Below are 19,214 nucleotides of genomic sequence, written 5' to 3'. Positions count from 1 at the left end.
GACGGCCGAGGCGCCCGGTTCCCCGTCGGCCCGCCGCAGTCCCGCCCGCGCCCCTCGGCATGCTCGGAGTAGTCGCCGTCGCACCCCGCCGCCACGATGGTCGCGGGCGGTGACCGCCGCCTCTCACGCGCGGATGAACCGGACCGACGCTCGCGCATGCCGCGCGGGGAGCGGTCCACGGGGAGGTCGGCAGGCATGGCGGGAACATCCATCGGGCGGCTGGGCCGGCTGGCGGGCCTCGCGGCCCGCTTCGGGCGGATCGGTGTCATCGTCTCCGCACACGCGGTGGTCCTGGCACCCGGCGTGGTGGGCGGGTGGCTGCGGCGCAGACCCACGGCACGTACCGGTGATCAGTTGGTCCGGCTGCTCACCGCGCTGGGCCCGTCGTACATCAAGATCGGCCAGCTGCTGAGCACCCGCCGGGACCTGCTGCCGGAGCAGATCTGCGTGTCGCTGGGCCGGCTGACCGACTCCACGCCGCCGCCGCGCCGGGCCCGGATCGAGAAGGCGCTGCGCCACGCCTACCGGGGCCGCGAGTGGCCGTTCGCCGAGTTCGACTGGACCGCGGTGGCCAGCGGCAGCATCGCGACGGTCCACCGGGCCGTCACGGTCGACGGCCGGGCGGTCGCCGTGAAGGTGCGGCGGCCGGGGATCGACGGCGTGATGCGCAGGGACTTCCGGCTGATGGGCGTGATGATGCGGATGCTCGGCCTCCTGCCGCCGCTGCGCTCGATGCCGTTCGACGTCATGCTCGACCAGGTGGGCGGCGCGGTCCTGCGGCAGCTGGACTTCGCCGCCGAGCGGGACTCCCTGGTCGCGCTGCGGGCCAACCTGGCCTCCCTGCCCTGGGCCCGGGTCCCCGAGCCGCTGCCCGACCTGTGCGGGGACGGGGTCCTCGTCATGGAGTACGTCGACGGCCTGCTCCGCTTCGCCCCGGAGGAGCTGGACGCCGCCGCCCGGGGCAGGGCCGCCCGCCGGGCGCTGGCCGCCGTCTACGAGATGCTGTTCGTGGACGGGCTCGTCCACTGCGACCTGCACCCGGGCAACATGTACGTCGACCGGGACGGGTCGCTGGTGATCCTCGACGCCGGCTTCGTGATCACGCTGCCGAAGGCGGTCCGGGATTCGTTCGCGGACTTCTTCATCAATATGTCGATGGGCAACGGTCCGTTCTGCGCGGAGATCGTCATCGACAGCGCCGCGAGCGTCGCCCCGGACTGCGACCTGGACGGCTTCCGGGCCGGTCTGACCGAGCTGGTGGACGGCTCGGTCGGCGCGCGGTCGGGCGAATTCAACCTGGCGAGGTTCGCGGGCCGCCTGTTCGACCTCCAGCGCCGCTTCGGCCTGTACCCGGCACCGGAGTTCGCCTTCCCGCTGCTGTCCCTGCTGGTGATGGAGGGGATGGTGCAGGGCTTCGATCCGGACCTGGACTTCCAGGCCGAGGCGATCCCGGTCCTGCGGCGGCGCAACACGCCGCGCGCCGCGGCCCTCTGAGCGGTCCCCGATCCGCCCTCGGGCGTGGCCCCGCCGTCTCGTACGGCGGGGCCACGCCCGTTGGTGCGCCGGTCCCGGCGGGGGCCCGGGGCGCTGCGGGAGTTCCGAGGACGGCCGCTGTCCGAGCCGTACACGGGCCGGCCGGTCCACCGTGGCGGCGGCCCCTCCCCGGCCCGCGCGCACCCGGGCCGCCGCTCGGCCCGCACCCGTACGTCGCCGCCGGGCCCCGTCCACGGAGCCGGACACCGGGAGCGGCCCGCCGGGCCCGTACGGCAGCGTGAAGCCCCCGGCCGAGGCCGGGGGCTTCGTCGTGGGGGCGGGCCGCTGCCCCCACGTGACACAAGGGCCGTGTGACCCGCCCCCAGACGGGTCACACGGCCCTGTGAGGGGCGCGCGGCGCTCCGCTACGCCGTCACCCCCGCTCTATCAGCGCGGCCAGCGCCACGGCGGTCAGCAGCCCGACCACCGCCCCCACCCCCGCGCCCGGCAGCAGGTGCACCCGCCAGCCGATCCCCCCGCCCGCCGCCGTCAGGACCACCACGCCGGCGAGCGGGAGCGGCTCGGCGAGCCAGGCCGGGAGTCGCATCAGCTGGCGAACTTGTCGGTACCGTTCCACCAGTTCTGCCCTGCGGTCGGCGCGTCGTCCACGCCGTAGCGGTCGTGGTGGCGCCACCAGTCCCAGGGGTGCTCCAGCTCCTTCTCCTGGCGCCCGAACGGCGTCAGGTCCAGGTAGTTGTAGAAGTTCTTGAAGATGTCGCCGCCCCGGTCGTAGAGCGAGTAGGTGTGGAAGACCTCGGTCCCGTTCGTCAGGAAGACGCTCACCCCGGGCAGTTCGCCCTGGTCGGTCGTGACGTTGTAGTCGCGGTTGAACTCCGAGCCCTCCGTGGAGAACCACGGAATGTCCCAGCCCATCCGCTGCTTGAACGCCTCCAGCTTGGGCAGCGGGGCGCGCGACGTCATGACGAACGTCGTGTCGCGGGCGTGGATGTGGGCCAGGTTGCCGACCGAGTCGGCCTGCATCGAGCAGCCGATGCAGCCCTCCTCCTGGTCGGGGCCGAACATGAAGTGGCGGACGATCAGCTGGGAACGGCCCTCGAAGAGGTCGAGCAGGGACTTCTCCCCCTGCGGCCCGTGGAAGACGTAGTCCTTCTCCACCTTGACCATGGGCAGTTCCGGCCGGGCGGCGACGACCTCGTCGTGCAGCCGGGTGAGCTGCTTCTCCTTCTCCAGCAGTTCCTTGCGGGCCTGCAGCCACTCTTCCCGCGTTGCTACCTTGGGCAGATTCATAGGTCCCTCCCGGGGGTCCTGGTCCGTGCTTCTCTGTGGGGCTGTGCTTCTCGGTGGCCGGGCTTCTCTGTGGTGGTGCCGTCAGGCCGTCGTCCGGGCCGGTCGCTCGGCGCTCCCGGACGGCGGCCGGTCACGTACGGGTTCCGCGTGCCGTGCACGCGCGGTGCTCGCCCACTGCGGAGCCCTCGTACGCGCGATCGCGGGGCCGGCCGGGGAAACGTCGACGGCTCGGGTGAGCCTGACCGCGGCGCCCTCGTCGGCCCGGCTGCGGGCGCGTTCGGCCATCTCCCAGGGCTCGCCGGAGGCGCACTTGGCGTCGACCAGGTCGGCCGGGCGCCGGGCGTGGAAGTCGGCCTCGTCGAGCTTCATGACCGCCTCGGCGACCCGCGGCTGGGTGCCCGGGGCCTCGCTCTGCGCGGCGTCGTCGATGTAGGTGATCTTCCGTCCGGGCAGCCGTTCGAGGGCTTCTCCCGGACGGCCTGGCCCATGCCGACGGCGACACCGACGGTCGGGGCGGGACCCGACGCCGATTCCGACGCCCGACGGACCGACTCATCACCCGACGGAACGACGAGAGTCGACATGACTCCTCCTCTCTGGCCTCACCGGACATTCCCGCAACCACGGGAATCCACCCACTACAATTCCCGATACCGCCCGTCCCCACTACTTCTGCATTGCCCGGACCGGACCGCGAAAAAGGCAGAAAAGCCCCGATCGCGGGATTCGCGGAGCGGACGTGCGGACGGGTACGGAGGTCGGCGGTGACCGCCCAGGCGCGCGGTCACGCGGAAACCGGGCGCCACCCGCCGGATTACCCGATGGCGTCCTTGCTGCGGAATGAGAAAGGCCCTTCGGACGGCGTCCGACCCGCCGTCGCGCACGTACCGGCGGCCGCCGGGCGTGCCGTGCTAGGCGGACGCGACCTGCGCCGGCTTGCGGCCCTCGCCGGCGGAGCCGCGGTACGCCTGGGCGATGTCCAGCCAGCGGTCCGCCTCGCTGCCGGTGGCCGTGACGGCGAGGTCGTCGCGGTGCCGGCGGCGGGTGGCGAGCAGGCAGAGGTCGGCGGCGGGGCCGCTGATCCGCTGCTCGGCGTCCTGCGGGCCGAAGGCCCACCGGGTGCCGGACGGGGCGGTCAGCTCGAAGCGGAACTCCCCGGCGGGGGGCTCCAGGCCGCGCACCCGGTAGCCGATGTCGCGGGTGCGGCTGACGAGGAAGGCGACGTGGCCGATGCGGTCGGTGAAGGTGCGGCGCAGGCCGAGCGTGTCCAGGATGTCCTGGCCGTGGGCGAACAGCTCCATCAGCCCGGCGGCGGCGAGCACACTGGCGGGCAGCGGGCCGGCCAGCCAGGGCACCAGGGCGCCCCGGGGCATCTCGGTCAGGGCCAGGGCGACGGCGGCGCGCTCGTCGCGCCAGCGCCGCAGCAGCTCGGGGACCGGTTCGGTGACGTACTCGGCCACCTTGACGTGCATGGCGCCCTCGTAGTCGCCCCGGGCCGGCGCCGTCACGGCCTCGAAGCGGTCCGCGTCGCTCACCGAAAGCCGGATCAGGTGGGTGAGGAAGGCCAGGTGCGCCACCTGGTGCTTGACCGTCCAGCCCGGGGCGGGCGTGGCCCTGTCCCAGTCCTCGGGGGCGAGGGCGGCGACGACGGCGTCCAGTTCGTCGCCCTCCAGGGCCAGATCGGTGAACACGTCCTGCATCGCGGTCACGCTCTTATTCCTTTCGCCGGTCCGGAGCATGCGGAATGGACGGGCCATGCGCGCCCGTTCGCACGGGTCGCCAGAGGTAATCCGGCGCCCATTTCCTGCTCCTGGGAAGGCGCGCCGTATCTGTGAATGCGACTCTGGCGGCGCCGCCGGATTACGTCGATCTCCTGACCGATCCTACGGGGAGCGGTTTCCGGCGGCTTCTCTGCGCTTGCCACGATCGGCCGACCGCTCACGGGTCACGCGCGCCGCAACCGGGGCCGCACTCCCCCGGGCCCCGGGTACTCGGCGTCGGCCCCGGGTACTCGGCGTCGGCCCCGGGTTCTCGGCGTCGGCGGTGTGCAGGATCTCGGCCAGGTCGGGAGCATGCTGCGGCGGTCACCCTCCCCGAGGACCACGAGCATGCGCGACGAGCGCGACGAGGGAGTGCGGCAGGGCGAATGGCCAACGCGGCGGCCCGGATGACGAGTTGACGCGGACGGCCTGTTCAACGGGTCGAGTTTCTCCCCTGTCATGTCACATACAAACTCGACCCACCGCGTCTTCCGATCGAGTGGTCGACTGAAACCCTCACCGAGTCGATGTTCTGAAACTGGCGCGATCACGACGCATTCTCCGAGGCGTCGGACAGGTACAGCAATCCAGAAGATGCGGGGATACTCGAACAGCCGAACGATGTCTCCATGCGAAGCGCGGCCAGTGAATTGGCCGACCGAGCCCTACCGCGATCAGGAAGGCATCGCGGACCATGACGGATGACCAGCACGGCCCGGGGCCGACGCGAGGAGCTTGCCGCAGGGCGGCCGCGTCGGCGTCATGAGTATCCGGGACAGGGAACCGCGCCCGTTGGACGACAGCGCATCGGTGGACGGCCGTACTCGACTCGTAGACGAGGAGAACCTCCGTGCAATTGGACGTTCTGGCAGCCGACGAGGGAAACCCCGCGACCCGGGAGTGGACGGTGAGCACACCGCCTCCCGCGCAGGCGTCCCCGGGGCAGGGGCGGCCGGGGGGCCTCGGAAGTCGTGGAGTCTCGCCGGACGGCCGCTTCGGCGCCGGGCGCCCGCTCCCGCCGAACCGGCGGCCGGCCGCGCCCACGCACGGCGGGGGGACCCGCCGCACGGCGCCGACGCCCTTGCACGCCCCCCGGCCCGCCGCGTCCCTCGTCCTCCCGGAGGCGGTGCGGGAGTCCCACGCACCCGCCGCCCGGCCGCGCCGCACCCACCGCGCCCCGACACGGTGAGACCTGTCAGGTCCACGTTTGAAGAGTCGCCCGTCCCGACCGGCTCGACCAGGCGTCGGGACGGGGAAGCCGCCTCCTCGGCATTCCACAGCAGGACGACTCGCCGGGCTCCGCTGACGCACGCCCCGACACGAGAGGGCCCGAGCGTCGCGACCTCGATGCGCATCAGCCGCTGAACCACCGGGTCGATCCGGAACGGCAATCGCCGCGAAAGGCGAAGGAACAGGCACTGCCGTGTGCCCGGGATGATTCTGCCCGGGAATTCAGGCAGGCAGCCGCCCCGAACCTCAAACGCCAACCCAGTCGGAACATCCAGGGACGGAGAATTCGGATGCAGACAACGGCCGAGGTAGCGATCGAACGGACCATTGATATCATGTGGAACTGCCATGCGGAGCCACTTCCACTAGAGAAGCTGGCCGCCGAAGCCATGTTCAGCAAATTCTACTACTCCCGGATGTTCCGTGACGTCACCGGGACCTCTCCGGGCCGGTTCCTGAGCGCGATCAGGCTGTTCATGGCCAAACGGCACCTGCTGGAGAGTGCCTCCAGCATCACCGACATCGCCTATCGCGTGGGCTACAACAGCCTCGGCACGTTCACCAGCCGCTTCACCCGCAGTGTGGGCGTCTCGCCAGGCAGATACAGATTCCGGGCCAGCTGCGGCCACCTGCCGCCGCCGGCCCTCTCGGCAGTCTGTGCGGACCAGAAACTGTCCACGGTGACCGGACAGCTGCATATTCCGGAGTCCGCGGGCCGCGTCCGGGTCTACGTGGCCGCGTTCAACACCCCGATCGTGGAGGGCTTCCCGCAGTCCTGCGACATACTGGACGACTCGGGGCAGTTCCACCTCAGCGTCCCCGACGGACTGTGGTACGTCCGGGCAGCGGCCGTCGCCCCGCACGACGCCGCATCCGAGCCGACGGTCCGCATGCCCCGGCTGCTCGGGGCCGGCCAGCCGGTGCGGGTGCGCAACGGCCGCGTGTACACCACCGACGTAGAGCTGCGCCCGGTCACCCCGTTCGACCTGCCGATCCTGCTGGCGCTCCCGGAACTCGACGGCCCGCCGGCCCTCCCCCTGGCCGCCGGCGAATAGCCCGCCGGACCCGATCGGCCGGAGCGGCGGCGCGAAGGGACCGCGACGGTCCACGGGGAGCCAGGACGCGGCGTCCCGGCTCCAGGGAATTCCGCCCGGGTCGCACCGCGCGCGCTTCCGCAGGACCAGCCACCGCACAGCCCGGGGCCTGCCCGTCCGTCGTCGTCGCGGCGGGACACGCCCGCTGTCCGGGAACGCCGGCCCGCAGACCCGTCCGAGTCCGGGCCGGCGGCCGTTGCCCTCGCAGTGGCACATGACGAGCACCGGGGCCGGCCCTCGTGGTGGCCCCGGTGCTCGTCACACCGGCCGGGTCAGGGCAGCTTCTTCAGCCCGCCGCCGGTCAGCAGGTAGCCGGGGGCGACGGTGGCGGCGTCGGCCCGCACCAGCTCGACCAGGGCGGCGCCGGCCGCCTCCGGGGTGAGCGGCGCGCCCAGCTGCCGCAGGTACTCCTCCTCGGACTGGCCGCCGCGCACCGCGTACGCCCGCGCGGCCGACCGGCCGAGTTCGGTCAGCGGCGTGATCCGGGGCATCACCGCGGTGAAGGTGATGCCCAGACCCGCGCGGTCCGACTCCTCCTGGGCGTAGGCCGTGATGAAGCGCTGGGTGGCCTTGGCCCCGGCGTAGCCGCCGCTGAGCGGCGAACCGGCCAGCGCGGCGCCGCTGCTGACCACGATCACCCTGCTGCCGGGCCGCAGCGGCTTGAGCAGCACCTCGCGCACCCAGTGGAAGGCGATCCGCACATCAGTCTCCCAGTTGGCGGAGAACGACTCCCATGTGTGGTGCTGCAACGGGCGCATCAGGGGGGTCGCGCCGGCCACCAGGACGACGTTCTCGGGCTGGTGGCGGTCGAGCAGACTGCCCGCCACCGTGGCGTCGGCGGCGTCGGCGACCTCCGTCCGCAGGCTGCCGGCGCCGTTGGCCGGCTCGTCGAACGTCCCCGCAGTGCGGGCCACGGCGATCACCGGGGCGCCGGCGTCGGCGAAGGCGGCGGCGATCCCGCGCCCCAGGCCGCGGCTCGCACCGACGACGATCGTGGTCCGGCCGGACAGGTCGCTCATGGTGTCCTCCAGGTCATGGGCAGCCTCGGTGTCAAGGCTGCGGTTCGGGACGTACATGTCTCGGGGACGGCCATGCCTCGGGGACGGCCATGCCCCGGGGACGGCCATGCCTCTGCGACGGCCTCGAAGCTCCGGGCGCGCCGACCGCCCGGGGCCACGAGACCATGGTGCCGCCTACCCGCGCTCCCTGAGGGCCCGTCGCTCGATCTTGCCGACCGGGGTGCGGGGAATCCGGTCGATGAACTCCAACCGCCGGATCTTCTTGTACGGCGCGACGCGTTCGGCGACGAAGGCCGTGATCTCCTCGGGCGTGGCCGGCTCCTTCACCACGACGAAGGCCTTGGGGACCTCGCTGGCCTCCTCGTCGGGCACGCCGACGACGGCCGCGTCCTCGACCTTCGGATGCGTCATCAGGACCTCTTCGAGCTCGACCGGGGACACCTGCTGCCCCTTGTACTTGATGAGCTCCTTGATCCGGTCGACGATGAACAGTTCCCCGGTGTCGTCGACGCGGCCCAGGTCGCCGGTGTGCAGGAAGCCGTCCGGCTCCAGAACCTTCCGCGTGGCCTCCTCGGAGCCGAGGTAGCCCTTCATCACGTGCGGCCCCCGGACGAGGATCTCGCCGTCCTGGTGCGGTCCCAGCTCCTCGCCCGTGGTGACGTGGACGATCTTGTACTCGATGTTGACGGTGCTCCGGCCGACCGACGCGGGCACCACGGGCGTCGCGGCCTGCATGAAGGACACCAGCGCCTCGGTGAGTCCGTACCCCTGGGCGATGGTGCAGCCGAGCCGCTCCCGGCACAGGCGGGCGGTCTCGGGGTCGAGCGCGGCGCCGCCGGAGACGATCGAGCGCAGTGAGGAGAGGTCGTACCGGTCCACCAGCGGGCTCTTGGCGAGGAGGACGGCGATGGTCGGCACGACGAACAGCCGTGTGATGCGGTGGTCCTGGATCGCCTTCAGGTACGCCTCGGGGTCGAAGCGCGGCATCGTCACGATCGTCGCGCCCTGGAGCAGGCTGGCGTTCATCGCCATGATGAGGCCGAAGGCGTGGTGGAAGGGCGGCATGGCCAGCACCTTCTCGTCCTCGCCGCCGGGCGCGCCCAGGCTGATCTGCAGCACGTTGGCGATCATGTTGCGGTGCGTCAGCAGCACGCCCTTGGGGTGGCCGGTGCTGCCGCTGGAGTGGAGGACGACCACCACGTCCTGCGCCGGGTCGACGGGCGGGGCCGGCGGGACGTCGTCGACGAGCAGCGCGGAGAACGGCGTCGCGCCGTCGGCCTCCCCGAACACCAGGAGTTCCTCCACCTTCGTCCGGGTGGTCAGCTCGGTCGCCCTGGCCACCTCGGACGGCATGGTGAGCAGGAAGCGCGCACCGGCCTCGTTGAGGCGGCCGGCGAGGTCGTCGGCCGTGTCGAGCGGGTTGAGCAGGACGGCCGCGCCGCCGGCCGTGGCGGCGGCGTGGAAGGCGATCGGGTAGTCGGGGACGTTCGGTGCGAGGATCGCCAGGACGTCGCCCTTGCGGAAGCCGTGGGCGTGCAGCCCGGCGGCGGCGCTCCGCACCGCCGCCGCGAGCTCGCGGTAGGTGAACGACCGCCCGTCCGAGACGTCGACGGTCGCCACCCGGTCGCCGTGCTGCTCGGCCTGCCGCAGTACGAAGGACGTGAGCGAGGTGTCGGGGATCGGGACCGGCGGGTGCGGGCTGGTGTAGATCATGACTTGGCTTCCACCCGGTCGTAGGTGCTGAGGCCGGGCTGGTAGCTGCGCTTCTCGAACTGCTTCAGGGCCACGTTGACCCACTCGTTGCCGGTGAGGCGGGACAGCTCCCAGAGCTTCGCCTGGTCGTAGTCGATCGCCGCCGGCAGGTCCGTGGCCCGGTTGTGCTCGTAGACGTGCTTGGCCAGGCTGAGGGTGACCGGGTTCTTGTTGACGAGCTTGCGGACGATGCGGTCGGTTGCCGCGTCCAGTTCGTCCAGTGGCACGGCCTTGTTCACCAGGCCGTACGCCTCCGCCTCCCGGCCCGTGAAGGTGGCACCGGTGAGGATGTAGTAGAGCGCCTGCTTGCGGGGCAGGTTGTGGGCCGCCGCCCAGGTGGCGCCGCCCGCCGGGAAGATGCCGAAGTTGATCTCGGAGAGGCCGAACAGCGCGGTCTCGGAGGCGACCGCCAGATCGCAGATGCCCGCCAGCAGGACTCCGCCGCCGAAGGAGAACCCGTTCACCTTGGCCACGGTCACCGCCGGGAACGCCTTCAGGCGCTTGAACCAGTTCAGCGCGACCTCGTTGGTCCGGTAGAACTCCATCGGGTCCTCGAACGGCCTGAGGAAGCACTCCTCCAGGTCCATTCCGGCACTGAAACTGTCGCCGTTGCCGGTCACGACGACGACCTTGACACCGCGGTCGGCCTCGATGGCGTCCAGGGCCTCGTTCATATCGCGGTGCATCTGGGGATTCATCGCGTTCTTCTTGTCCGGCCGGTTCAGGTAAATCGTTGCCGTCGGCCCGTCGATCTCCAGGTTCAAGCACTCAAGGGTTATCATTTTCTGGCATTCCCTTCCTCTGGACGAAGCCGGCCCACTGCGGACACGCCTTGTCCGGTGCGGCGACCCACGGATACGAGCATCACATGAGGCACCTGCGGGTGGCTTCTCCCAGCCTGCCTTTCCGGGGGTCGGCGGCGGCTGACGAAGGGGGACTGGGATGCGTATCCCTTTCTTTCCCCGCGCCATATGCCCGCCGCTTGAAATGCCCGGACCGGAGATTTGCGCGGCGGCTGCACAGGGGATTTCCCATGGCTTGCGAGGGCCGGCGCGGCAGGGCCTTCCGGGGCGGGCGGGCGAGCGGCAGCGGAACGGCCGGGCTCGGCACCGCAGTCGTACGCGGTGAGGAGCCCGGCCGGGCCGGGGAGGGTACGGGGGAGGCCGGCGGCCGGATCAGCCGTCCGCGCGCGGTCCGGTCGGCGCCTCCATCACCTCCACGCTGATGTCCTCCAGTCCGCGCGCCTTGGTCTCCGGGCCGAACCGCAGGAACAGCAGCGCGGCGAGCAGCAGCGGCACCGCGCCCATGACGGCGGTGGCCCCGATGGACGGCACGGAGGCCGCCGCGACGGTGAAGGCCAGGATCAGCACCCCGCCGGCCTTGGTCATCCCGGCCGCCAGCCCCGTACCACGGGAGCGCACCAGCGTCGGGTAGACCTCGGCGGCGTACCCGGCGACGACCGCCACCACCGAGCTGACCCCGGCCAGCGGGACCACCAGCAGCAGGGAGAGCAGGGTGTGGTGCTGGGCGAGGGCGTTGCCCTCGACCAGGAAGCCGAGCAGGGTCGCGCCGGTGACGGCAGTGACCGTGACGATGGTCCTGCGGCTGCCCCACACCCCGTACAGCCAGGCGCAGAGGACGGTGATCGGCAGGCCGATGAGCGCGGCGTTGCGCACCACGTAGTCCGACTGCACCGCCGAGTAGCCCAGGTGCTGGAGGTTGGTCGGCACCCACAGCTGGAACCCGTACGTCATCAGCCCGACGCCGATCCCCAGGACGGTGATCGCGGCCGTGGGTCCCAGCAGCGGCCCCCGGAACAGGGTGAGGTAGCTGCCGCGTTCGAGGGTGGCGCGGGCCTCGTACTCCGCCGGGTCGACCTGCTCGGCCACCGCTCCGTAGCGCCGCATCACCGCCTCGGCCTCCCGGTGGCGTCCTCGGGCCAGCAGGAACCGGGGCGATTCGGGTATCCACCGGTTCAGGGCGACCAGCAGCAGGCCGCTGGGCAGGCCGATCAGCCAGAGGATGCGCCAGCTGTACGTCGGCGTGAGGCCGGCGGCGAGCCAGCTGGTGATCAGGTAGGCGCCGGCGATGTCACCGCCGATGAGCACCATCAGCCAGCCTCGGTGCCGGGCCGGGATCGTCTCGGCGATCAGGGTGAAGGTGATCGGGAGCATGCCGCCGGCGCCGATGCCCATCAGCAGGCACATCAGCAGGTTCCACTTGAAGCCCGGCATCGCACCGCAGATGGACGTGGTCACGAAGAGCATCCCGGCCAGGATGATCGAGGCGCGGCGCCCCATCCGGTCGCCCAGCCAGCCCCACAGCCACGAGCCGATCACCGTGCCGGTGATGCCGGTGAGCGGCAGCCACGACACGGGGATGTGCCCGTGCGGGTTGCCCGGCGACTTCAGGCCGTACTCCTGCGCGAAGCCGGGCGCCACGAAGGCCAGGGCGGTCGGCTTCATGACGTCGATGGTCACCGCGAGCGTCATCACGATGAGCAGCACGACGTGCTGGGCGTTGATGGGCGCGTCGTCGAGCGTGCTCACCCGGACCCACGCGGCGGACCGGCGGATCCGGCCGGGGTCGCGCGGGACGAGGCCGTACACCACGGCGAGCAGCCCGGTGGCGATCAGGGCCATGCCGGTGATCATCGGGGCGTCGGGCTTCATACCCCGCAGGTGGTAGCCCATGTCCTTGGCGCCGAAGTACATCGGCAGGTGCAGCAGGACGCCCGTGGTACAGGCCAGCGCGCCCACCCAGAACACCAGCGGATGCTCGAACCCCCCGCGCACCTTGTCCGGCTCGTCCTCCCGTGTGTTGGCCATGAGCCGCCTCTCGCCTCGCACCGACGGGACTCACGCCGCGTGGTGGGCGCGCGAGACATCGTGGCGCCCGGGTCCCGGGTCACACTTCTCTCACGTTGCCCAGGTTGCGGAGTGCCCCGGGCCGGGGGCGCTGGCCCGATCCGGCCGTACCCGCCGCGCTGCCTCGCTGTGCCCGGCCGGACACCCTCGCCCTGCTGCCGCTCCTGCCGGTGAGCGACAGGAGTCCGCCGACGGGACCGAGTCGGCGGACTCCTCCACGCGTACCAACCTGCCGTAGGGCCAGGCCGGGTGATCCATCGGCACCCACGGCGTCGCGGTGGTCAGCGGGCGTCGCCAACCGTCGTCGTCAGCCGGCGGTGTTCACCATGGCTTCGATCTGCGCCTCCACGATGTCGGGGCGGTCGACGGGAATGTCGTGCGAACTGTGGGCGGCCGTGACGAGCCGCCGGTTGGGTGCCGCCTCGGCGAACTCGCCCTGGGCGGTGCGCCACGCCTCGGCGTCGGACGGCGAGGTCGGGAACGGGGTCTCCTCGGAAACAATGACGGTGGCGGGGACGCTCGCCGGCCACGCGATCCGGTGGTAGGCGCGCTGGTCCGCCACGTAGTCGGCGGCGACGGCCAGCAACTGGCGGTCCGCCTTCGTGGCGGGATGGCCCTTCACCGCGTCGACCTGGGCCTGGCCGGCCGCTGCCACCCGGGCGATCTCGGTGTCGGTGCTGAACTGCGGCAGCGTGGCGTCGACGAGGACGGCCCCGGCGAACTGGCCGGGGTGCTGCCGGGTGAGGTAGGTGGCGATCTCCCCGGCTTCGGAGTGCGCCACCAGGATCACGTGGTGAGTGGCTCCGAGGGCGGTGAGCCCGGCTTCCAGGTCCGAGACGGCGTTCTGCACCTTCCACGGGCCGGGAACCGCGTCGCTGGCGCCCATCCCCTCCCGGTCGTAGGTGATGATCTCCGATCCGGTGTTCTTCGCCAGGACCGGGACGATGTCCTTCCAGTAGGAGGAGTCCAGGCCGCCGCCCGCGTCCAGGACGATCGCGGGCTGGTGACCGGGGGTGACCTGGAAGGCCAGCCGGTGTCCCTGGTTGGTGATCATGTGCAGGGTCGAGGCCGCGCCGGTCACCGCCTTGGCCGGTGTGCTCGCGGCGGGGTGGGCAGCGGTGGGAGCGCCGGAGTGCCCGCAGCCGGCGAGGACTCCGGTGAGGGCTGCGGCCACGCCCACGGCGATCGCCGTGCGCCGGACCTTGGTGGAGCGCAGGGTCTTCGCGGTCATGATGATCTCCTGGGAGCTGTGGTCGCGGCTCGGGTGGCCCGAGACGGTGTGTGCTTCGGCGTTCCTTCGACGTGTTCAACCCTGCCGGGGACGCCGGGCCGGGGCACGGGTGCTGAAACCCCGGGCGGGGTAGACAAAACCCCACTGTGCGCAGGGGGAGGACCGGTCAGGATGAGGGCATGACCCCGATCCCCACCACCGCCCGGCCGACCTCTCGGCTGGCGCCCCGGCCGGCGTCGGCCCGACGTGTGAGGATGTGGATCTCATGACCGCTCCCGCCCCACGGTCCGCCCCATTGCCCGCCCCCGGCGTGACCCCGCGCCGCGGCCGTGGTCTGCGCGCGGGCCTGGTGCTGCGTGTGGAGTTGCTCGGCTGGTCGCTGGTGCTGCTGCTGGCCTCGGCGGTGGCGTTCGGTCTGCTGGTGTTGTGGAGCACGGCGGCGGGGCTGGTCCTGATGGGGGCCGGGCTGCCCGTGACGCTGCTGGCGACGGTGCTGGTGCGCTGGTTCACCGACCGGCACCGAGCGTGGGCGGGGCGGTGGCTGGGTGAGCCGATCACCCGCCCCTATCTGCCGACCCCGGAGGGGAACTGGCTGGCCCGGCTGTGGGTGATCCTGAAGGACCCGGCGACCTGGCGGGACTGGGCCTGGCTGGTGGTCGACTCGGTGGCCGGGTGGTTCACCGCCGGCGGTTCGTTCCTGGCCTTCGCGGCCGGGGTGTTCTACCTGGGGTATCCGCTGGTGTTCGCCCTGACCCCACCGCAGGTGTTCCGAACCCCGCTGGGCCCGCACTTCCCTCTGGAGACCGTCACCGGATCGTTCGCCATGGTCCCGCTCGGCCTGGTCCTGCTGGTGCTCTGGTACGTCAGCGCGGTGCCCTTGGCGAGGCTGAACGCATGGGTGATCCGCTCCTTGCTGGCCCCGACCGAGCGGGCCCGGCTGCGGGCACGGGTGGCGCAGTTGGCGGTCTCGCGGGCGGAGACCGTCGACAGCCAGGCCGGTGAGCTGCGCCGGATCGAACGGGATCTGCACGACGGCGCCCAGGCCCGCCTGGCATCGCTCGGGATGAGTCTCGGCCTGGCCGAGCAGTTGCTGGCGGACGACCCGCAGGCGGTGGCCCGGCTGTTGGCCGAGGCCCGGGAATCGACCTCGACCGCCCTGGTCGAACTGCGGGATCTCGTACGGGGCATCCATCCGCCGGTACTCGCAGACCGGGGCCTGGACGGCGCGATCCAGGCGCTGGCCCTGGCCAACCCGGTGCCGACCGCAGTCGCCGTCCACGTTCCCGGGCGGCTGCCGGCCCCGGTGGAGTCGGCGGCGTATTTCGCGGTCGCCGAAGCCCTGGCCAACGCGATCAAACACGCGCACGCGCACCGCATCTCGATCCGCCTTGAGTACACCGCCGGCGGCGGAGGGCTGCTGGAGATCGTCGTCAGTGACGACGGCCGCGGCGGAGCCTCGTTCGAGGGCGGTACCGGGCTGCGGGGTATCGAACGGCGCCTGAACGCGTTCGATGGGACCATGAACGTCGACAGTCCGGTCGGCGGACCTACCGACGTGAGGATGTCCCTGCCGTGCGTGTTGTCATAGCCGAGGATCTGGCCCTGCTGCGCGACGGGCTGATCCGGATCTTCCGGGCTTACGGGTTCGAGGTCGTGGAGGCGGTGGACAACGGCCCGTCCCTGGTGCGGGCGCTGAGCACACATCGCCCGGACGTGGCCGTCGTGGACGTGCGGCTGCCCCCGACGTTCACCGATGAGGGACTGCGCGCGGCGATCGACGTCCGCGCGCGGATTCCGGGTCTGCCGGTACTCATGCTTTCGCAGTACGTCGAGCAGCTCTACGCCCGCGAGCTGATGTCCGACCGGGCCGGCGCGGTCGGCTACCTGCTCAAGGACCGGGTGTCGCACGTCGATGAGTTCATCGACACCGTGCGCCGGGTCGCCGCCGGCGCGACGGTGATGGACCCGGAGGTCGTCGCGTCGCTGCTGGCCCGGCACGACGGCGATGAGCCGTTGCGGGCGCTGACCCCCCGCGAGCGCGAGGTGCTGGCGCTGATGGCCGAGGGCCGCTCCAACGCCGCCATCGCCGCCCGCATGTTCGTGACGGAGAAGGCGGTGAGCAAGCACAGCAACAACATCTTCACCAAGCTCGGACTACAGCAGTCCGAGGAGGACAACCGCCGCGTGCTGGCCGTCCTGGCCTACCTGCAAGCATGAACCCCGGCCGGGACGTCTGGTCCCCAGGTGTTCCCCAGGGCAAGTCCTTGGCGCACACTCGACCGGGTCGGGTGCTCGCCGTCCGCACTCTCCAGGCTTCCTGAAAATAGCCTCTGACCTGGGCTTTCGCCCAATTCAGAGGCTACGGCATCGCTGTCGGGGACAACGGAGCGTCGATCCCGTGGTCAGGCGGGAGCGTCCGCGCACTGCGGGTGTCCCCAGCTGGTACCCACCTTGGTGATCGTGTCGCCCTTGGCGTACGGGCGGGCGCACGGGCACGTGCCCGCATAACGCGCGGACAGGGTCCGTGCACCACCTGCGGGACTCCTCTTCGCCGCAGACGAGGACAGAGGTCGCCCACCACGCGGTGACGAGCCAGGAACCGGATCGGGCACGGGGAGGTCGGCAGCGGTCCCGCTGGCGCCCTGCTGGGTGCGAGCGGCGTCACTGGCGGCCTTGTCCGCGATGGCGTTCAGCGGATCGCCGTTCACCTGGTGGGCGGGAACGTACACGAAGGTAACGTCCCGGCCCTCCAGAAGCGCATCGATGCGCTGGATCAGCTCGCGATTGGCCACCGGCTTGCCGGCGGCGGTCTTCCAGCCGTTGCGCTTCCATCCCACCAGCCACTTCGTCACCGCGTCGCGGGTGTACGTGCTGTCGAGGCGCACCTCCAGCGGTGCGGCGGGGTCCGTCGCGGCCAGCAGCTGCTGCAACGCCGTCAGCTCGCCGACGTTGTTGGTGCTGTGCCCGAGCGCACCGGCCTGCCAGCGCTGCGGAACCCCGGCGCTGTCCGCGACCACGTAGGCCCAGGCCGCAGGGCCCGGGTTGCCTTTGGCTGCTCCGTCGCAGGCTGCAATAACTCGTCCGACCATGCACCGATCATGCCAGGGCCCAGGAGGGGACCACGACCGGGCTGGCCGACCTCCTGCCGAGCGCCGACGAGGTGGTCCGCGCCTGCCTCGACGCACTGCCCGAGGCCGGACAGATCGACTCACACCGCGTCAGGCATCTGCTCAACTCCGGTGCCCCACTGCGGTACCAGCTCCGCGACGCGCTCCGCTGCCGCGAACTCGACCGACTGCTCCGGGCGTCAGGGGCAGGGGGAGCTGCCGTCGGGGCGGGAGACGCCGGGGCGGGTGTTCAGTGACCACATGTGGGTGCATCGCGGGCACTGGAGGTGGACGATCGGACCGTCGTTGGAGATCAGATAGCGCCAGTGCTCGTCGCAGCTGCGGCGGTCGGCACAGGTCGCGCAGTGGCGGGCGTCGTCGCAGACGGGGCAGGGCAGCCAGGCGCGACGGGCGATGTCCGCCTGGGGGTCAATGGGCAGCCGCACTGCTCGGCCCTTCCCCCGGCAGGACGCCGGCCGCCACCAGCAGGTCGTAGGTGCGCTGCTGCTCGGCGTCCAAGCCCGAGTAGAGGAGGGCGTACGCCTCGTCCTCGCCTCGGAGGGCGGCCACCGGGTCCCAGTCGGGCCCGAGCGCGGCCACGACCTCGGCCCGTCGCCGGGCTTCCTCGAAGGTCAGGTCGATCGTGAAGGGGATGAGGCCGGGGGCGTTGTCCTGGTTCATGGCGAGACTTTCGATCTGCGGGTGGAACCCCACCATCTGTACCAGGGCCCGCAGCGGCAGGGAAGGGTGACCTAAGTCGCCCCCGGGCGGCCCAGGCGGTGCTCCACCCGGGCCGCCCGACGGGGCGCCCCCGGACCGGTCGGCAGGGGTGGGCTGTTGCCGGCACCGAGCCCCGGACGGCAGAGACGGTCCACGCACGGCGCTGTGACGCACTTCACGGCTTCCCCGCAGGACGAACCGGGCCCGGGGGGAGGTTCACGCGTCCATGGACGCCGCGAGGGACCGGGGACGCAGATCGGTCCAGTGGGTCTCGACGTAGTCCAGACATGCCTCCCGGCCGTCCTCGCCGAAGACGACCGTCCATCCCCCGGGCACCGCCGCGAAGGACGGCCACAGTGAGTGTTGGCCCTCGTCGTTCACCAGGACCAGGAAACGGCCTTCGGCGTCATCGAAGGGGTTGGTGCTCATGTCGACTGCCTCCCGAGAATGCCAAGCTTAGGTTAGGCTCGCCTAATTGAAACGAGCCTAGCCTTTCCCCTTCCCGCTCACAAGGAGACGCTCATGCGAGGCCCGGTGGCCGACCGGAAGGACGCCTTCGCCGAGTTCGGGCTGCCCGGCCGACCCGGCACCGACGCGTTCTGGGCGACGGCGGGGACACCCGCGTCGGTGCCTGCCGACGGCGGCGGTTGGGTGACCCTGTTCCTGTGGCGCGGGTCTGCGGCGAGCATCGAGTTCGAGAGCTGGTCAGAGCCGGTTCCCCTACGCCGGTGGGGCGACAGCGACTGCTGGTACGCCGAGGTGCGCATGCCCGCGCGGCTGCGGGTGACCTACCGCTTCCTCGCGGGCGGCACGGCGTACGCGGACCCGCTCAACCCGGTCGGTGCGGGCGGTGACCGGTCCATCGCCGCGACCCCGGACGCCCCGGCCCAGCCGCACTGGCCGGCCATCGGCGCCGCCGACGTCCTGCCCGTTCCGCGCACCCGGATCCGCTGGGCCAGCGAACGGCTCGGCGGGCGGCGCACCGTCCGAGTCCACCCGGTGGGCGGCGGCGGGCCGGTGGTCCTGCTGCTCGACGGGGACGACTGGCTGTACCTGCACCCGGCCATGGCCGCGTTCGACTCGGCCGCCGCCGGCGGCGAGATGCCCGCCGTCACACTCGTCTTCCTGCCGGCCAAGGACCGGGAGGCCGAGTTCGGGTGCGGGCCCGTGCTGTGGGAGGCGGTCCGGGACGAACTGCTGCCGCTGGTCGCGGAGGCCGGCGTACCCGCCGACCGGGACCGGCTGGTGGTCACCGGGCAGAGCCTCGGCGGGCTGAGCGCGATGTACGCGGCGCTGGAGTTCCCGGACCTGGTGTCGCGCGTCGCCTGCCAGTCCGGGGCGTTCTGGTGGGCACCCGGCGCCACGGACCTGGCGGACCCCCTGGGCGGCCCGGTCGGCGGCGCCATCGCCGCGCGCCTGCGGGACCGCCCCGACCTGTCCGGGCTGCGGGTCGCGTTCGACGTGGGGGAACACGAGACCCGGATGCTGCCCCACTGCGCACTGGTCGAGACCCGGGCCGAGCAGGCCGGCGCCACCGTACGAGTCTCCCGGTCCGCGTCGGGCCACGACCGTGCGGGCTGGCGGCACGCCCTGCTCAGGGACGTCGCCTGGGCGCTCGCCTGACGGGTGCCCGGCAGGCAGCGTTCGGCCCCG

At 71.9% G+C, this 19,214-nt stretch carries 18 protein-coding genes; 5 read left to right on the top strand and 13 right to left on the bottom strand.

Annotated elements, in window-relative coordinates; all coding sequences use genetic code 11:
- The first annotated feature begins 195 nt into the window (after positions 1–195).
- Complete coding sequence (locus ACIQGZ_RS23040; protein ID WP_402604663.1) at positions 196–1,494, top strand: ABC1 kinase family protein; 1,299 nt, start codon at positions 196–198, stop codon at positions 1,492–1,494.
- A gap of 412 nt (positions 1,495–1,906) precedes the next feature.
- On the opposite strand, the gene ACIQGZ_RS23035 is transcribed toward ACIQGZ_RS23040, so the two are convergent.
- From ACIQGZ_RS23035 to ACIQGZ_RS23020, 4 genes are all read right to left on the bottom strand, one after another.
- A complete protein-coding gene (locus ACIQGZ_RS23035) occupies positions 1,907–2,080 on the bottom strand; it encodes a hypothetical protein (RefSeq protein ID WP_402604661.1) in 174 nt (57 codons plus the stop codon).
- Positions 2,080–2,781: a DUF899 domain-containing protein gene (locus ACIQGZ_RS23030; RefSeq protein WP_402604659.1), complete on the bottom strand. Its 702-nt coding sequence runs from the start codon at positions 2,779–2,781 to the stop codon at positions 2,080–2,082. The genes ACIQGZ_RS23035 and ACIQGZ_RS23030 overlap by 1 nt, the downstream gene beginning before the upstream one ends.
- Before the next feature lie 81 nt (positions 2,782–2,862).
- Complete coding sequence (locus ACIQGZ_RS23025; RefSeq protein WP_402604790.1) at positions 2,863–3,210, bottom strand: hypothetical protein; 348 nt, start codon at positions 3,208–3,210, stop codon at positions 2,863–2,865.
- 482 nt (positions 3,211–3,692) lie between these two features.
- Positions 3,693–4,490, bottom strand: a complete 798-nt coding sequence (locus ACIQGZ_RS23020; protein ID WP_402604656.1) for a TIGR03084 family metal-binding protein — start codon at positions 4,488–4,490, stop codon at positions 3,693–3,695.
- Between the two features lie 1,571 nt (positions 4,491–6,061).
- Here ACIQGZ_RS23020 and ACIQGZ_RS23015 point away from each other — a divergent pair.
- Positions 6,062–6,826: a helix-turn-helix transcriptional regulator gene (locus tag ACIQGZ_RS23015; RefSeq protein WP_402604654.1), complete on the top strand. Its 765-nt coding sequence runs from the start codon at positions 6,062–6,064 to the stop codon at positions 6,824–6,826.
- Positions 6,827–7,137: 311 nt separating this feature from the next.
- Here the strand turns inward: ACIQGZ_RS23015 and ACIQGZ_RS23010 are convergent, their stop codons facing one another.
- The 5 genes from ACIQGZ_RS23010 to ACIQGZ_RS22990 form a co-directional block, all read right to left on the bottom strand.
- Positions 7,138–7,941: an SDR family NAD(P)-dependent oxidoreductase gene (locus ACIQGZ_RS23010; protein WP_402604651.1), complete on the bottom strand. Its 804-nt coding sequence runs from the start codon at positions 7,939–7,941 to the stop codon at positions 7,138–7,140.
- A 117-nt stretch (positions 7,942–8,058) separates the two neighbouring features.
- Entirely contained in the window at positions 8,059–9,597 is a 1,539-nt protein-coding gene (locus tag ACIQGZ_RS23005) for an AMP-binding protein (RefSeq protein ID WP_402604648.1), read from the bottom strand.
- Entirely contained in the window at positions 9,594–10,400 is an 807-nt protein-coding gene (locus ACIQGZ_RS23000) for a p-hydroxycinnamoyl CoA hydratase/lyase (RefSeq protein WP_402604645.1), read from the bottom strand. Before ACIQGZ_RS23000 ends, ACIQGZ_RS23005 begins: the two co-directional genes overlap by 4 nt.
- Before the next feature lie 411 nt (positions 10,401–10,811).
- Positions 10,812–12,464, bottom strand: coding sequence for an MFS transporter (locus ACIQGZ_RS22995; RefSeq protein WP_402604643.1), 1,653 nt, complete (start codon positions 12,462–12,464; stop codon positions 10,812–10,814).
- A gap of 346 nt (positions 12,465–12,810) precedes the next feature.
- On the bottom strand, positions 12,811–13,734 hold the full coding sequence (locus tag ACIQGZ_RS22990) for an alpha/beta fold hydrolase (RefSeq protein ID WP_402604640.1): 924 nt from the start codon (positions 13,732–13,734) through the stop codon (positions 12,811–12,813).
- A gap of 265 nt (positions 13,735–13,999) precedes the next feature.
- Between ACIQGZ_RS22990 and ACIQGZ_RS22985 the strand changes: the two genes are divergently transcribed.
- Positions 14,000–15,322 (top strand): sensor histidine kinase, encoded by a 1,323-nt coding sequence (locus ACIQGZ_RS22985; protein ID WP_402604637.1) that lies wholly within the window; start codon positions 14,000–14,002, stop codon positions 15,320–15,322.
- Complete coding sequence (locus ACIQGZ_RS22980) at positions 15,307–15,951, top strand: response regulator (protein WP_402604635.1); 645 nt, start codon at positions 15,307–15,309, stop codon at positions 15,949–15,951. Before ACIQGZ_RS22985 ends, ACIQGZ_RS22980 begins: the two co-directional genes overlap by 16 nt.
- A 185-nt stretch (positions 15,952–16,136) precedes the next feature.
- Here ACIQGZ_RS22980 and ACIQGZ_RS22975 read toward each other — a convergent pair whose 3' ends face one another.
- From ACIQGZ_RS22975 to ACIQGZ_RS22960, 4 genes are all read right to left on the bottom strand, one after another.
- On the bottom strand, positions 16,137–16,823 hold the full coding sequence (locus ACIQGZ_RS22975) for a ribonuclease H (protein WP_402604633.1): 687 nt from the start codon (positions 16,821–16,823) through the stop codon (positions 16,137–16,139).
- A 218-nt stretch (positions 16,824–17,041) separates the two neighbouring features.
- A complete protein-coding gene (locus ACIQGZ_RS22970) occupies positions 17,042–17,287 on the bottom strand; it encodes a hypothetical protein (protein WP_402604631.1) in 246 nt (81 codons plus the stop codon).
- Positions 17,271–17,522 (bottom strand): DUF6400 family protein, encoded by a 252-nt coding sequence (locus tag ACIQGZ_RS22965; RefSeq protein WP_402604629.1) that lies wholly within the window; start codon positions 17,520–17,522, stop codon positions 17,271–17,273. Before ACIQGZ_RS22965 ends, ACIQGZ_RS22970 begins: the two co-directional genes overlap by 17 nt.
- Before the next feature lie 255 nt (positions 17,523–17,777).
- Positions 17,778–17,990 (bottom strand): MbtH family protein, encoded by a 213-nt coding sequence (locus ACIQGZ_RS22960; RefSeq protein WP_402604627.1) that lies wholly within the window; start codon positions 17,988–17,990, stop codon positions 17,778–17,780.
- Positions 17,991–18,083: 93 nt separating this feature from the next.
- On the opposite strand from ACIQGZ_RS22960, the gene ACIQGZ_RS22955 reads away from it, so the two are divergent.
- Positions 18,084–19,184, top strand: a complete 1,101-nt coding sequence (locus tag ACIQGZ_RS22955) for an alpha/beta hydrolase-fold protein (RefSeq protein WP_402604625.1) — start codon at positions 18,084–18,086, stop codon at positions 19,182–19,184.
- The last annotated feature ends 30 nt before the right edge of the window (positions 19,185–19,214 follow it).

It is taken from the genome of Streptomyces sp. NPDC092296, assembly GCF_044755465.1.
In the GTDB taxonomy this organism is placed as follows: domain Bacteria; phylum Actinomycetota; class Actinomycetes; order Streptomycetales; family Streptomycetaceae; genus Peterkaempfera.
Note: the sequence above shows the minus strand (reverse complement) of the source record. Positions and strands in the feature narration are given on the sequence as shown.

Bases quoted from the DNA above. Each gene is read 5' to 3' on its own strand.
- ACIQGZ_RS23040 (WP_402604663.1), top strand. From the start codon at position 196: ATGGCGGGAACATCCATCGGGCGGCTGGGCCGGCTGGCGGGCCTCGCG.
- ACIQGZ_RS23035 (WP_402604661.1), bottom strand. From the start codon at position 2,080: ATGCGACTCCCGGCCTGGCTCGCCGAGCCGCTCCCGCTCGCCGGCGTG.
- ACIQGZ_RS23030 (WP_402604659.1), bottom strand. From the start codon at position 2,781: ATGAATCTGCCCAAGGTAGCAACGCGGGAAGAGTGGCTGCAGGCCCGC.
- ACIQGZ_RS23015 (WP_402604654.1), top strand. From the start codon at position 6,062: ATGCAGACAACGGCCGAGGTAGCGATCGAACGGACCATTGATATCATG.
- ACIQGZ_RS23010 (WP_402604651.1), bottom strand. From the start codon at position 7,941: ATGTACGTCCCGAACCGCAGCCTTGACACCGAGGCTGCCCATGACCTG.
- ACIQGZ_RS23005 (WP_402604648.1), bottom strand. From the start codon at position 9,597: ATGATCTACACCAGCCCGCACCCGCCGGTCCCGATCCCCGACACCTCG.
- ACIQGZ_RS22995 (WP_402604643.1), bottom strand. From the start codon at position 12,464: ATGGCCAACACACGGGAGGACGAGCCGGACAAGGTGCGCGGGGGGTTC.
- ACIQGZ_RS22990 (WP_402604640.1), bottom strand. From the start codon at position 13,734: ATGACCGCGAAGACCCTGCGCTCCACCAAGGTCCGGCGCACGGCGATC.
- ACIQGZ_RS22985 (WP_402604637.1), top strand. From the start codon at position 14,000: ATGACCGCTCCCGCCCCACGGTCCGCCCCATTGCCCGCCCCCGGCGTG.
- ACIQGZ_RS22975 (WP_402604633.1), bottom strand. From the start codon at position 16,823: ATGGTCGGACGAGTTATTGCAGCCTGCGACGGAGCAGCCAAAGGCAAC.
- ACIQGZ_RS22965 (WP_402604629.1), bottom strand. From the start codon at position 17,522: ATGAACCAGGACAACGCCCCCGGCCTCATCCCCTTCACGATCGACCTG.
- ACIQGZ_RS22960 (WP_402604627.1), bottom strand. From the start codon at position 17,990: ATGAGCACCAACCCCTTCGATGACGCCGAAGGCCGTTTCCTGGTCCTG.
- ACIQGZ_RS22955 (WP_402604625.1), top strand. From the start codon at position 18,084: ATGCGAGGCCCGGTGGCCGACCGGAAGGACGCCTTCGCCGAGTTCGGG.